Raw genomic sequence first — 13,258 nt, forward strand, 5'->3', positions numbered from 1 at the left:
CCTATCGGTGGGGCCGGCCGGTCAGTCCCGGGCCAGCCCGAAGCGTGCCCTGAGCCCGGTCGCCCGGTCGTCCGCCGCCACCGCCGCGGCGCCCGCCGTCACCGTCTCGTAGACGGAGAGGATGTCCGCGCCGACCGTGGACCAGTCGAAGCGCCGTACGTGGGCGCTGCCCCGCTCCCGCAGCGCGGCGCGGCGCTCCGGGTCGGCGAGCAGCCGCAGCGCGGCGTCGGCCAGCGCGTCGGCGTCCTCGTTGGGGAACAGCTCGCCCGCGGCGCCCCGGTCGAGGACCTGGGCGAAGGCGTCGAGGTCGGAGGCGAGGACGGGGGCGCCGGCCGACATGGCCTCGACGAGGATGATGCCGAAGCTCTCGCCGCCGGTGTTGGGCGCCACGTACAGGTCGACGCTGCGCAGGAAGCGGGCCTTGTCCTCGTCGCTGACCATGCCGAGGAACTCCACCCGGGAGCGCAGCTCCTTCGGCAGGCTCTCCACGGCCTCCTCCTCGTCTCCGCGCCCGGCGACCAGCAGCCGGGTCTGCGGACGGGCGGCGAGGATCTTCGGCAGGGCCCGCATCAGCACCGGCAGCCCCTTGCGGGGTTCGTCGATGCGCCCCATGAAGCCGATCGTCTCCCCCTGCCACTCGGACTTGGGCTCGGCGCCGGCGAAGAAGTCGACGTCGACGCCGTTGGGGATGACGACCGCGTCCCCGCCGAGGTGCTCGACGAGGGTGCGGCGGGCGTACTCGCTCACCGCGATCCGGGCGCTGATCTTCTCCAGGGCGGCCTGGAGGATCGAGTACGCGGCGATCATCGCGCGGGAGCGCGGGTTGGACGTGTGGAAGGTGGCCACGATCGGGCCCTGCGCCGCCCAGCAGGTGAGCAGGCCCAGCGAGGGCGAGGTCGGCTCGTGGATGTGGATGACGTCGAAGGCGCCGTCGTGCAGCCAGCGCCGCACCCGGGCGGCCGAGAGGAAACCGAAGTTCAGCCGGGCCACCGAGCCGTTGTACGGCACCGGCACGGCGCGCCCGGCGGAGACGACGTACGGGGGCAGGGGCGTGTCGTCGTCCGCGGGGGCGAGGACGGACACCTCGTGGCCCAGGCGGACGAAGTACTCGGCGAGGTCCCGGATGTGGAACTGGACGCCGCCGGGCACGTCCCAGGAGTACGGGCAGACGATGCCGATCCTCACGAGGCGCCCTGTCCGTCGGCCGCCGCGGGTGCCTTGGCGGGGTCGAGGTCCTTCAGCCACAAGCGCTGGAGCATGTGCCAGTCCTCCGGGTGGTCGGCGATCCCCGTGGCGAAGGCGTCGGCCAGCGCCTGTGTCATGACAGACGTCTTCTCGGCCCGGGTGCCTGACTCCGGGACCGCGACCGGCGGGTGCACCCGGCCGCGCATGATCGGTGAGTCGTCGTACCAGAGCGTCACCGGCAGCAGCCGCGCGCCGGTCTGCTGGGCGAGCAGGGCGGGCCCGGCCGGCATGCGGGCCGTCTCGCCGAAGTAGTCGACCTCCACGCCCGAGGCGGACAGGTCGCGGTCGGCGACCAGGCAGACCAGGCCGCCGTCGCGCAGCCGCCTGGCCAGGGTGCCGAACGCCGTGCCGCCGCTGTGCGGGAGCACCTCCATGCCGAGGGACTCGCGGTAGGCGACGAAGCGGTCGTACAGGGTCTCGGGCTTGAGGCGTTCGGCGACCGTGGTGAAGGGGATGCCCAGTTTCGTGGTGACCCAGGCGCCCGCGAGGTCCCAGTTGGCCAGGTGCGGCAGGGCGAGGATCACGCCCTTCCCGGCGTCCATGCCGTCGGTGAGGTGGTGCAGGTCCTCGGGGGTGAAGCCGGTCTCGATCCGTTCGCGGCTCCACGCCGGGAGCCGGAAGGACTCCATCCAGTAGCGCAGGTACGAACGCATGCCCGCGCGCGAGAGGGCGGCGAGGCGTTCCGGGCTCGCGCCCGGCACCACACGCGCGTAGTTGCTCTCCAGGCGCCGCACGCCCGCTCCGCGCTGCTTCCAGGCCAGGTCCGCGACGGTGCGCCCGAGCCGTACGGCGGCCGGTTCGGGCAGCTTCTTCACGGTGCTCCAGCCGGCTCCGTACAGGGCGTCGGTCAGCCGGTCGCGAGCGCTCACTTGGCCGCCTCGGTGCCCTGGCTCTCCTGCGCGGCGGCGTCGGCCTCGGCGGCCTCCCGGCGGACCGTGACGACCCGCTGGACGAGCGTGACGAGGCTGCCGACGGCGACGATCCACAGGGCGATCGGCAGGAGGTACTGGATGCCGGGGACGCCGAACTTGTGGAGGCCCGCGAATCCGGCCGCGACCAGGGAGACGACCAGCCTCTCGGCGCGCTCGACCAGGCCGTTGACGGCGACCGGCAGGCCGATCGACTCGCCGCGCGCCTTGGTGTACGACACCACCTGGCCGCTGGCGAGGCAGAAGATCGACACCGCGCACAGGATGATGTCGTCGCCGCCGCCCGCGTACCAGAGGGCGAACCCGCCGAAGATCGCGCCGTCGGCGACCCGGTCCAGGGTGGAGTCCAGGAACGCGCCCCAGCGGCTGGAGCGGCCGAGCTGGCGGGCCATGTTGCCGTCGACGAGGTCCGAGAAGACGAAGAGGGTGATCACCACCGTTCCCCAGAAGAACTCACCCATGGGGTAGAAGACCAGCGCACCCGCGACCACACCGGCGGTGCCCAGGAGCGTGACCGTGTCCGGGCTGACGCCCCGGCGGATGAGAAACGCGGCGAACGGTGTGAGGACACGCGTGAAGAATGCACGCGCGTACTTGTTCAGCATGGCCTTCCCGACGGTCGGTGTGGCCGCGGCCCCTGCTGGCCACCGGCTGGCCCATCGTAGTCACGCGCGCGCGTGGGCGTGGGCCGGGCACCCGGACCCCCCGCCCCGGAGACCGGCGGGCGGTGGGATCGGGTCCTTCGTATGGACGCGGCGTGAAGGGAGTGGAAAGCTCGAAGGACCGCGGGCGTCGCCGGAGCCGCCAGTGCACGCGGTCCCGCGTGTCCGCGCCCACAGGGACCTCACCGTGCACGGGAGGCAGGACATGGGCGACAAGGCACACCACACCCATCCCGGAGCCGCCGGAAGGGCAACGGCGGCCGACCATCCCGCATCCGTACGGAATGTGGTGCTGGTCGGCCACTCCGGATCGGGCAAGACGACTTTGGTGGAGGCTCTCGCGCTGACCGCGGGAGCGGTGAACCGGGCGGGCCGCGTCGAGGACGGCGGCTGCGTCTCGGACTACGACGAGATGGAGCACCGGCAGCAGCGCTCCGTACAGCTCTCCCTGGTGCCGGTCGAATGGGACGGCATCAAGATCAACCTCCTGGACACTCCCGGGTACGCCGACTTCGTCGGTGAGCTGAGGGCCGGTCTGCGCGCGGCGGACGCGGCCCTCTTCGTCGTCTCGGCCTCCGACGGGGTGGACGGCTCGACCCGCATGGTGTGGGAGGAGTGCGCCGCCGTCGGCATGCCGCGCGCCATCGTGATCACGCATCTGGAGGCCGCCCGCGCGGACTTCGAGGAGATGACGCGGATCTGCGCGGAGGCCTTCGGCGGGGACGATCCGGACGCGGTGCTGCCGCTGTACCTGCCGCTGCGGGGAACGCCGGCGCCCGACGGGCACGCGCCCGTCACCGGGCTCATCGGCCTGCTGTCGCGGAAACTGTTCGACTACGCGTCGGGCGAACGCGAGGAGTCCGAGCCGGGCGAGGCGGAGCTGCCCGTGATCGACGAGGCCCGCTCCATGCTGATCGAGGGGATCATCTCGGAGAGTGAGGACGAGACCCTCATGGAGCGCTATCTCGGCGGTGAGCAGGTCGACGTCAAGACGCTCATCGAGGACCTGGAGCGGGCCGTCGCGCGGGGCGTGTTCTTCCCGGTGCTGGCCGCGGCTCCCGCGGCGGAGGGCGCCCGGCAGGGACTGGGCACGGTCGAGCTGCTGGAGCTGATCACCCGTGGCTTTCCCACGCCGCTGGAGCGGGAGGCACCCCGGGTGACCACGCCCGAGGGCGCCGGGCGCGAGCTGCGGATGTGCGATCCCGGGGAGTCGCTGGTCGCGGAGGTCGTCAAGACGTCGTCCGACCCGTACGTCGGCCGGATCTCGATGGTCCGGGTGTTCTCCGGCACCCTGCGCGCCGACCAGACGGTGCACGTCTCCGGGCACGGGCTGGCCGACCGCGGCCACGAGGACCACGACGTCGACGAGCGGATCGGCGCCCTGTCGACGCCGTTCGGCAAGCAGCAGCGGCCGGTCTCGCACGTGATCGCGGGCGACCTGGCGTGCGTGGCCAAGCTGAGCCGCGCGGAGACCGGGGACACGCTCTCCGCCAAGGAGGACCCGCTGCTGATGGCCCCCTGGGAGATGCCCGATCCGCTGCTGCCGCTCGCCATCCAGGCGCACAGCAAGCCCGACGAGGACAAGCTGTCCCAGGGGCTCGCGCGGCTGGTCGCCGAGGACCCGACGATGCGCCTGGAACACAACCAGGACACGCACCAGGTCGTCCTGTGGTGCCTGGGCGAGGCGCACGCCGACGTGGCCCTGGAGCGGCTGCGCAGCCGCTACGGCGTCCAGGTCGACGTCGTACCGCACCGGGTGTCCCTGCGGGAGACGTTCGGGGACCGTGCGGGCGGGCGCGGGCGGCACGTGAAGCAGTCCGGCGGGCACGGGCAGTACGCCATCTGCGAGATCGAGGTGGAGCCGCTGCCGAACGGCTCGGGCGTCGAGTTCGTGGACAAGGTGGTCGGCGGCGCCGTGCCCCGGCAGTTCATCCCGTCCGTCGAGAAGGGCGTGCGCGCGCAGGCCGCCAAGGGCGTCGCGGCGGGCCATCCGCTGATCGACGTGCGGGTCACGCTGCTGGACGGCAAGGCGCACTCGGTGGACTCCTCCGACGCCGCCTTCCAGACGGCCGGCGCCCTGGCGCTGCGGGAGGCCGCCGCGCAGGCCAGGATCCATCTGCTGGAGCCGGTGGCCGAGGTGGGCGTCCTGGTCGGCGACGACTACGTGGGCGCGGTGATGAGCGACCTGTCGGGGCGGCGCGGCAAGGTGCTCGGCACCGAGCAGACGAGCGGGGGCCGGACCCTGATCCGGGCCGAGGTGCCCGAGATCGAGATCGGCCGCTACGCGGTCGACCTGCGCTCCCTCTCGCACGGCACCGCGCGCTTCGACCGCCGTTACGCGCGCCACGAACCGATGCCGCAGCAGGTCGCCGACCGGCTGCCCGAGGAGGTGCGCGCGGCGTCGTAGCGGCGCCCGGCCGTCCGGCGCGGGAACGCCCGCGCCGGCGGCACTCCGCCCCGCGCGCGACGGCGCGCCGGGCGGCTCGACCCGCGCGCGTGGGGGCGCCTTCCGGCGTCCGGTGACGCGCACCGCCGGCTGCGGATACGCTGATGACCAGATCAACAGGTGTGCGGGGCAGGGAAGTCGGGAAGGCCGCAGGAGCGACAGTGGTGGCGATCGGGGGCGGGAATGGCCGTTGACGGCGGTTACGCGGACTTCTTCGGGCCGCAGGTGCCGCGCACGGACGACGGTGGCCAGACGGCCACCTTCGCGCTGGCGTCGGCCGCCTACCGGGACAGCGAGCTGGCGGACATCAAGAAGGCCGACAACGAGTGGCACCAGACGACCCTCAACGCGGGCCGCTCCTGGGCCACGATCTTCCGCCCCAACCTCGGCGAGGCCTTCTCCCGCGCGGTGGCCGACCGCATGCTGGGCAGTGGCCGCAAGCCGCTCATCCAGTCCTTCGGGGCGGAGCCGCAGGTGGTCGTCGAGCACTGCCTGGCGGCCAACGGCATCCGCAGGGCACGCGACGCCCGGCTCTCCGTGGTCATCCTGCTGTGCGGCGTGCTGTTCCTGCCCGGGATGCTGATCTGGCTGCTGGGCTTCCAGATCCGCACCACCGTCGCCAAGTCGGAGAACAAGCAGGCCGGTGCGCTGGGCACCGCGGTGCTGCTCGCGATCGCCGCGCTGGCCGTGCTCTTCCTCGTGAAGATGCCCTTCACCGGCTTCTGGGCCTGGTACGCCCGCGCGGCGGTCGTCCTGCCGGTCGTGGGCTGGTTCTGGGCCAAGCGGATCTGCGAGGGCACCGCGAGGGACCTCCGCGAGCGCTGGGACGGGCTCCTGTCGGGCAGCGGCGTCGGCGCCAAGGTGCCCGAGGCGGTCCCCAGCAACCCGAACGAGACCTCTGCCGAGCAACTGCGCCAGTCCCTGGCCAAGCTCGGTGCCGAGCAGCAGTCCAACTCCGTGTTCTACGCCGGGCCCAAGGGCATACTCGGCATGGGCACGCGCTGGGGCGGCTGGCACCTCGCCGAGGACCTGGCACCGGCCGACCCGGCGCGCGAGATCCACCCCTTCCGCAGCTGGGACGTCGTGAAGTCCATCCACGACCAGCTGCGCATGCTGGAACGCGGTCCGCTGAACACCGGCGGTTTCACCAAGCCGTCCATACGGCACTGGGTGGTCACGCCGATCGGGGAGAACGCGAAGGCGGTGTCCCGCCCGGAGGGCACGGACGTCGAGGCGTACCAGGTCAAGACGCACGCGATCCAGGAGATCTGCAACAAGCAGCAGTTCGGTGCCGGTGACCGGCACTACCTGGGAGTGCAGTGGACGCTGTGGGACGGCCAGTTGGTCATCACCATGCTGATCACGGTGACCGTGCTGCACGAGACGCTGCGCATCGAGGTCACCGGCCATGCGCTCGGTCCGGTGAACCCGCTGTTCACCGCCAAGCCCGAGGCGCCCTCCAAGGAGGTTGCCAAGTCGTTCAAGCCGTGGGAGACGCGCAAGGTGATGCTCCCGCTGGTCACCGCGGGCGAGGTGGTCCGCCTCGCCGTCCGCGCACCGCTGACCTGGTATCCGCCGCTGCTGAACTGGCTCGGCGGCACGATCGGGCTGCCGGAGCCGTTCGGGCTCCGGCACGCGTGGGCGGACCAGCCGTGGCGGCACCGCTTCATGGCGGACGACGCGCTGCGCGCGGCGGCGCCGGTGCTGCGGGTGGTGCACGCGGCGTCGATCAAGGTGCTGGAGGAGAACGGCGTGGACACCGAGAAGTTCGGCATGCGGTCGGCGTTCCTGAGCACGGCCGTGCAGGACGCGACTCCCGGGAAGGCCGACCTCTACAACGCGTAGGTCCCGTGGGCGGGTCACACACCTAGGCGTTGGGCCAGGCCTCCGCCAGCATCTTGCGGGTGTCGCCCAGAAGCTGCGGCAGCACCTTCGTGTGGCCCACCACCGGCATGAAGTTGGTGTCGCCGCCCCAGCGGGGCACGATGTGCTGGTGGAGGTGGGCGGCGATGCCCGCGCCGGCCACCGTGCCCTGGTTCATGCCGATGTTGAAGCCGTGCGCGCCGGACGCGGTGCGCAGCGCGGTCATGGCCTGCTTGGTCAGCTCGGCGAGTTCCGCGGTCTCCACATCGGTCAGGTCGGTGTAGTCGGCGACGTGGCGGTAGGGCACGGTCATCAGGTGGCCGCCGTTGTACGGGTACAGGTTGAGCACCGCGTACACGTGCTCACCGCGGCGGACGACCAGCCCGTCCTCGTCGGATTTGGCCGGGATCGAGCAGAAGGGGCAGCCGTCGCCGGCGCCCGGGCCGCTCGGCTTGTTCTCGCCCTGGATGTAGGCCATCCGGTGGGGCGTCCACAGGCGCTGGAACGCGTCCTGCGTCCCCACTCCCAGCTGCTGCTCCGGCTCACTCGTCATGCGTGCAGCATATGGCGTCGGGTACGGCGACAGGGAAAGGCCCCCGGGAGATCCCGGGGGCCCCGCAAGCCCGCGATCAGACCTGCACCCGCTCCTCGACCACCTTCGCGATCTTCGCGATGGCCTCGTCGACGGGGATGCCGTTCTCCTGCGAGCCGTCGCGGTAGCGGAAGGAGACCGCGTCGTTCGCCATGTCCTCGTCGCCCGCGATGACCATGAAGGGCACCTTCTGCTTCTGGGCGTTGCGGATCTTCTTCTGCATCCGGTCGGAGGAGGTGTCGACCTCGACGCGCAGGCCCTGCCTGCGGGCCGCCGCGGCGAACTTCTCCAGGTGCTCGACGTGCGCGTCGCCGATCGGGATGCCGACCGCCTGGACCGGGGCGAGCCAGGCCGGGAAGGCACCCGCGTAGTGCTCCAGGAGCACCGCGAAGAACCGCTCGATCGAGCCGAACAGCGCGCGGTGGATCATGACCGGGCGGGTCTTGGTGCCGTCCGCGGCCGTGTACTCCAGGTCGAAGCGCTCCGGCAGGTTGAAGTCGAGCTGGATGGTCGACATCTGCCAGGTGCGGCCGATGGCGTCCTTGGTCTGGACGGAGATCTTCGGGCCGTAGAAGGCGGCGCCACCCGGGTCCGGGACCAGGGGCAGCCCCTGCTTCTCGGCGACCTGGCGCAGCGTCTCGGTGGCCTCTTCCCACGCCTCGTCGGAGCCGACGAACTTCTCCGGGTCCTTGGTGGACAGCTCCAGGTAGAAGTCGGTCAGGCCGTAGTCGCGCAGCAGGCCGAGCACGAAGGTGAGCGTCTTGTCGAGCTCCTCCGACATCTGCTCACGCGTGCAGTAGATGTGCGCGTCGTCCTGGGTGAAGCCGCGGGCCCGGGTCAGGCCGTGCACGACGCCCGACTTCTCGTACCGGTACACGGTGCCGAACTCGAACAGGCGCAGCGGCAGCTCACGGTAGGAGCGCCCGCGCGCGTCGAAGATCAGGTTGTGCATCGGGCAGTTCATGGGCTTGAGGTAGTAGTCCACGCCCTCGTCGAGCTGCATGGGCGGGTACATGCCGTCGGCGTACCAGTCCAGGTGGCCCGAGGTCTCGAAGAGCTTCCCCTTGGTGGCGTGGGGGGTGTAGACGAACTCGTAGCCCTCTTCCTCGTGGCGGCGGCGCGAGTAGTCCTCCATGACCCGGCGGATGATGCCGCCCTTGGGGTGGAAGACGGCGAGGCCGGAGCCGATCTGCTCCGGGATGGAGAAGAGGTCGAGCTCGCTGCCGAGCTTGCGGTGGTCGCGCTTCTCGGCCTCGGCGAGGAACTCCAGGTGCGCCTTCAGCTCGTCCTTGGTCGGCCAGGCGGTGCCGTAGATGCGCTGGAGCATCGGGTTCTTCTCGCTGCCGCGCCAGTAGGCGGCGGCGTTGCGCATCAGCTTGAACGCCGGGATGTTGCGGGTGGTGGGCAGGTGGGGGCCTCGGCAGAGGTCCTTCCAGCACAGCTCGCCGGTCTTGGCGTCCAGGTTGTCGTAGATCGTCAGCTCGCCGGCGCCGACCTCGACGTCCGCGCCGTCGTCGTGCGACGCGGAGCCCTTGAGGCCGATCAGCTCCAGCTTGTACGGCTCGTCGGCGAGCTCCTCGCGGGCCTCGTCGTCGCTCACCACGCGGCGCGAGAACCGCTGCCCGCGCTTCTGGATCTCCTGCATCTTCTTCTCGATGGCCTTGAGGTCATCGGGGTGGAAGGGCTTCTCCACGTCGAAGTCGTAGTAGAAGCCGTCCTTGACCGGCGGGCCGATGCCCAGCTTGGCCTCGGGGAACAGCTCCTGCACGGCCTGCGCCATGACGTGCGCGGCGGAGTGGCGCAGGATGTTCAGGCCGTCCTCGGAGGAGATCTCGACGCCCTCGACGGTCTCGCCGTCACCGACCTCGTAGGCGAGGTCCTTGAGCTCACCGGCCACCCGCGCCGCGACGATCGAGCGCTCGCCGGCGAAGAGCTCGGCGGCCGTAGTGCCCGTCGTCACCACGCGTTCTTCCCGCTCGGAATCGCGTTGGATGATCACACGGACGTCTGACACCGGTCTCTCCTGACTGAAGTGGGGCCGCGGCGCCATACCGGAGCGCACGCATGAGGGCGATCGTACCGACCCGGACCCGTGCACCGCGAAATCATTCCCGGCGGCGGCCCTCACCCCGCGTCGTCGTCCTCGGCGCTCTCGCCGTCACCGTCACCGCCGCACGTCTCCTCGAAGAAGGCCGCCACCTCCACGTGCTCCTGGACCGCCTTGAGCAGCCGGTCCCGCTCCGCGTCGTCGACCTGCACCGGGGCGATCTCGCAGGCCCCGGTGAGCCGGCGGAAGCCGCCCCGGCTCTCCAGCCGGCCGAGCACCCGTACCGGCAGTCCGACGAGGTGGGCGTGGCCCGCGATCCGGTAGGCCTCCTCGTCCAGCGTGATCCGCACGTGCGGCACCTCGGCACCGGCCAGCACCCGCAGCCGTACGGTGCCCGTGCCGCGCGGTCCGGAACGGCGCATGCGGACGACGGTGCCGGTGATCCGCACCGGCACGGAGGGCTCCGCGCGCAGATATCGGGCGGCGGCCTCGCGCAGGGCGGGCAGGTCGCCGGGCGAGAACTCGACGGGTTCGGCGAGGGCGCCGCAGCCCTCGGGGACGCCCGCGGCCGGCGCCCAGTCGACGGCGATCCCGGCTCCCTGGGTGCCACGGACCAGGGCGACCAGCGCCTCGGTCAGCTCGTGGCTGACGCCGGCCGCGACGGCGGCGTCGAAGGCTTCCATGCCGCCGGTGGCCCGCCGGTAGTCGACGGCCTCACGCGCGGCGTACAGGGCCTGGTGGAGGGTTAAGGCGAGCGGGCGGCCGGTGGTGACGGGCACGAACGCCGTCAGTCGGCGACCGCCGGGGGCCGTGCCGACCAGGACGTTCTCCAGGGCGGTGGCGGCGGTGCGCCGGTGCCGGGCGCCGAAGTAGCCCGCACGCGCGCGTGTGGCGAGCGCTCCGGCGAGCAGCATCCGGCGGGCGGCGGCGCGCAGCTGTTCCTCGGCGGTCCAGGAGGCGGTGTCGCCGGGTCCGGCCGGCACGTCGCGTGCCCAGCGGATCTCGTCGCTGGGGACGGCGAGTGAGACGAGGATCTCGCGGGCGGCGGGGGTGGAGCTGCGGGACAGGGCGAGCAGCGCCTCGCCGAGCAGGTCCTCGCTGTCGGGGAAGGCGCGGCTGACGGGCACCAGCAGGCTGGTGGCGCCGGCGGCCGGGCCGGGTGGCGTCCAGCGGCCGTAGCGGCCGGGGGCGCCGCCGCGCCGCTGCCAGCCGTGCCGGTGGAGCAGCGCGGTCAGGACGGCCGGGTCGACGGCGGCCGACTCGGGCGGGCGGCCGTCGTCCCAGTCGGTGTCGTCGCCGGCGGGGTGCGGCCGTACGGCGCGCAGGGGTTCGCCGGTCGGGCGGTGCGTCATGGTTTCCCTCCCGTACCGACCCGCGTCATGATCTCGCACAGCGCCCGGTCGTCGAAGACCCGCGCGGTCGGTATCCGCACGGTGGTGCGCCGCCGGCCGGTGACCGGGTGTCCGGCGAGGTTGGTCCAGTAGCAGCAGTGCCTGAGGTCGAGCCGGTCGTGGCCGGCCCGCAGCCACTGCTCCCTGGACCGGGGGACGATCATCACGACCAGGATCTTGTGCACGGAGACCGGGGTGCGGGCGAGCTTCGCCAGGTGGGCGTTGTCGAGCGTGAACGAGAAGAAGCGGCCGGGCGGCTGCGGCGGGATCTGGTACGTCGCCTTGAGCTGCACCTTGATGGTGACCTCGTCGTCGACCGTGTGCCCGGGGGCGCTGTGGCTGACGTGCCAGTCGATGCCGTTGTCCGGGAAGGGCTGGGAGAGCGAGCAGCCCGCGGCGGCGGCGACCGCGTGGAGGTAGCCGACCTGCAGGGTCTCCATGCAGGCGGTGGTGGCGAGGGAGCCGCGGGTGGGCGCGGTGCGCTCCGGCAGCAGCCCGCCCCGTTCGGGCTGCGCGATGGCCATGACCAACAGCCTTCCAGAACTGGTGTGTCCGAGTCGCGGGTCGCTGAACTGCGAGGACCCGTAATCCTGTTGTGTCCTTCCGGCGTACGTCGCAAACAGCCCGGGTATCACCGAACCGGGACAGAGGACGGCGCGTCAGCCGGTGTGTGTGGACGAGGAGTTGAGTGCCCTATGGCGAGCTGGTTCGAGGGGCCGCTGGCCGCCTTCGACACGGAGACGACGGGCGTGGACGTCGAGACCGACCGGATAGTGTCGGCGGCGCTCGTCGTCCAGGACGCGCCCGGGCTCCGGCCGCGCGTCACCCGGTGGCTGGTGAACCCGGGAGTGCCGGTGCCGGAGTCGGCGACGGCGGTGCACGGGCTGACCGACGAGCATCTGCAGCGCCACGGCCGCTGGCCGGCGCCGGTGATGTACGAGATGGCGGAGGCGCTGGCCGAGCAGGCCCGCGCCGGGCGTCCGCTGGTGGTGATGAACGCGCCGTTCGATCTCACGCTGCTGGACCGCGAGTTGCGCCGCCACCGCGCCTCGTCCCTGGGCCGCTGGCTGGAGCGGACGTCGCTGCACGTGCTGGACCCGCGAGTGCTCGACAAGCACCTGGACCGGTACCGCAAGGGCCGCCGCACCCTGACCGACCTGTGCGCGCACTACGGCGTCGAGCTGGCGGAGGCGCACGACGCGGCAGCCGACGCGCAGGCCTCGCTGGAGGTGGTGCGGGCGGTGGGGCGGCGCTTCCCGGGCCGGCTGGAGCGCCTGTCCCCCGCCGAACTGCACACGCTCCAGGCGGTGTGGCACGCGGGGCAGGCGCGGGGACTGCAGGCATGGTTCGCGCTCAACGGCACCGAGGAGCCGGTGGACCCGGCCTGGCCACTGCGGCCCGACCTGCCCGCGGCGGCGTGAGGCCGGACGCGCACGGGTGGGCATACGAAGAAGCCGGTCCGTCGTGTGACGGACCGGCTCTTCCCGGGTGGGCGATACTGGGTTCGAACCAGTGACCTCTTCGGTGTGAACGAAGCGCTCTCCCACTGAGCTAATCGCCCGGGAACGCACCGAACAATACAGGGCCCGGCGCGCTTCCATCAAACCGCTTGCCGACCGCCTTCCAGGTACGCGGCGAGGCCGCGCCGCCCCGCCCGCATCATCAGCCGGTGGTTGGCCCGGAACAGGGGCCGCCCCGGCACGGCGAACCGGCGCAGCAGCGGCTTGTGCACTTCGACCTCCTGGTCGTAGCGGGCGAGGGTGCCGGAGCCGCGTGGGGTGACCGTCCAGCGCGCCCACCCCTCCATGTCGCCGCGCATCGCGACCTCCAGGACCCCGGCCGCCGGGTCGCGATGCCCCTCGTACAGGGTCGCGGTGAGGTCGTACGGCAGCAGGGAGCGGAAGCGGAGGAGTCCGCTGGTGTCGTCGAGCCGGGTGACCTCACGCACCTGCGGCCACCAGCGGGGGTAGTCCTCGATCCGCTCCAGCGCGCGGTAGACGTCCGGGGCGGGCGCGGGCAGGGCCCACAGGCTGCGGAATCGGTACTGGTTCCAGTCCACCTGTGGAGTGTGCCCGTACCCGTC

11 protein-coding genes and 1 tRNA gene are annotated in these 13,258 nt (G+C 72.1%); 3 read left to right on the forward strand and 9 right to left on the reverse strand.

Annotation, left to right across the window (positions count from 1 at the left end; all coding sequences use genetic code 11):
• Window positions 1–21: 21 nt before the first annotated feature.
• The 3 genes from ACGF3J_RS19385 to pgsA are packed head-to-tail and all read right to left on the reverse strand — an operon-like array spanning window position 22 to window position 2,779.
• A complete protein-coding gene (locus ACGF3J_RS19385; protein WP_161329081.1) occupies window positions 22–1,185 on the reverse strand; it encodes a glycosyltransferase family 4 protein in 1,164 nt (387 codons plus the stop codon).
• Window positions 1,182–2,114, reverse strand: coding sequence for a phosphatidylinositol mannoside acyltransferase (locus ACGF3J_RS19390; RefSeq protein WP_161329082.1), 933 nt, complete (start codon window positions 2,112–2,114; stop codon window positions 1,182–1,184). Before ACGF3J_RS19390 ends, ACGF3J_RS19385 begins: the two co-directional genes overlap by 4 nt.
• On the reverse strand, window positions 2,111–2,779 hold the full coding sequence (gene pgsA, locus ACGF3J_RS19395) for a phosphatidylinositol phosphate synthase (RefSeq protein ID WP_161329083.1): 669 nt from the start codon (window positions 2,777–2,779) through the stop codon (window positions 2,111–2,113). The genes ACGF3J_RS19390 and pgsA overlap by 4 nt, the downstream gene beginning before the upstream one ends.
• A gap of 262 nt (window positions 2,780–3,041) precedes the next feature.
• Between pgsA and ACGF3J_RS19400 the strand changes: the two genes are divergently transcribed.
• Together ACGF3J_RS19400 and ACGF3J_RS19405 are read left to right on the forward strand one after the other, a co-directional pair.
• Complete coding sequence (locus ACGF3J_RS19400) at window positions 3,042–5,243, forward strand: elongation factor G-like protein EF-G2 (RefSeq protein WP_161329084.1); 2,202 nt, start codon at window positions 3,042–3,044, stop codon at window positions 5,241–5,243.
• 222 nt (window positions 5,244–5,465) lie between these two features.
• Window positions 5,466–7,127, forward strand: a complete 1,662-nt coding sequence (locus tag ACGF3J_RS19405) for a hypothetical protein (protein ID WP_161329085.1) — start codon at window positions 5,466–5,468, stop codon at window positions 7,125–7,127.
• Between the two features lie 22 nt (window positions 7,128–7,149).
• Here the strand turns inward: ACGF3J_RS19405 and ACGF3J_RS19410 are convergent, their stop codons facing one another.
• The 4 genes from ACGF3J_RS19410 to ACGF3J_RS19425 all read right to left on the reverse strand — a co-directional run bounded on the left by ACGF3J_RS19410 (window position 7,150) and on the right by ACGF3J_RS19425 (window position 11,699).
• The gene (locus tag ACGF3J_RS19410) at window positions 7,150–7,698 is read right to left on the reverse strand and encodes an HIT domain-containing protein (RefSeq protein WP_161329086.1); all 549 of its coding nucleotides are present in this window, start codon (window positions 7,696–7,698) and stop codon (window positions 7,150–7,152) included.
• A gap of 76 nt (window positions 7,699–7,774) precedes the next feature.
• Complete coding sequence (gene thrS / locus ACGF3J_RS19415) at window positions 7,775–9,751, reverse strand: threonine--tRNA ligase (protein WP_122617216.1); 1,977 nt, start codon at window positions 9,749–9,751, stop codon at window positions 7,775–7,777.
• A gap of 110 nt (window positions 9,752–9,861) precedes the next feature.
• Complete coding sequence (locus ACGF3J_RS19420) at window positions 9,862–11,136, reverse strand: hypothetical protein (RefSeq protein ID WP_393854406.1); 1,275 nt, start codon at window positions 11,134–11,136, stop codon at window positions 9,862–9,864.
• Entirely contained in the window at window positions 11,133–11,699 is a 567-nt protein-coding gene (locus ACGF3J_RS19425; RefSeq protein ID WP_393854407.1) for a DUF4365 domain-containing protein, read from the reverse strand. The genes ACGF3J_RS19420 and ACGF3J_RS19425 overlap by 4 nt, the downstream gene beginning before the upstream one ends.
• 171 nt (window positions 11,700–11,870) lie before the next feature.
• Here ACGF3J_RS19425 and ACGF3J_RS19430 point away from each other — a divergent pair, with 171 nt between their 5' ends.
• A complete protein-coding gene (locus tag ACGF3J_RS19430) occupies window positions 11,871–12,596 on the forward strand; it encodes a 3'-5' exonuclease (protein ID WP_122617219.1) in 726 nt (241 codons plus the stop codon).
• 68 nt (window positions 12,597–12,664) lie between these two features.
• Here ACGF3J_RS19430 and ACGF3J_RS19435 read toward each other — a convergent pair.
• Together ACGF3J_RS19435 and ACGF3J_RS19440 are read right to left on the reverse strand one after the other, a co-directional pair.
• Window positions 12,665–12,736, reverse strand: a tRNA-Val gene (locus ACGF3J_RS19435).
• A 39-nt stretch (window positions 12,737–12,775) separates the two neighbouring features.
• On the reverse strand, window positions 12,776–13,234 hold the full coding sequence (locus tag ACGF3J_RS19440; protein WP_161332379.1) for an SRPBCC family protein: 459 nt from the start codon (window positions 13,232–13,234) through the stop codon (window positions 12,776–12,778).
• Window positions 13,235–13,258 lie beyond the last annotated feature (24 nt).

The sequence above is a fragment of the Streptomyces sp. NPDC048171 genome, assembly GCF_043202655.1.
Taxonomy (GTDB): Bacteria; Actinomycetota; Actinomycetes; order Streptomycetales; family Streptomycetaceae; genus Streptomyces.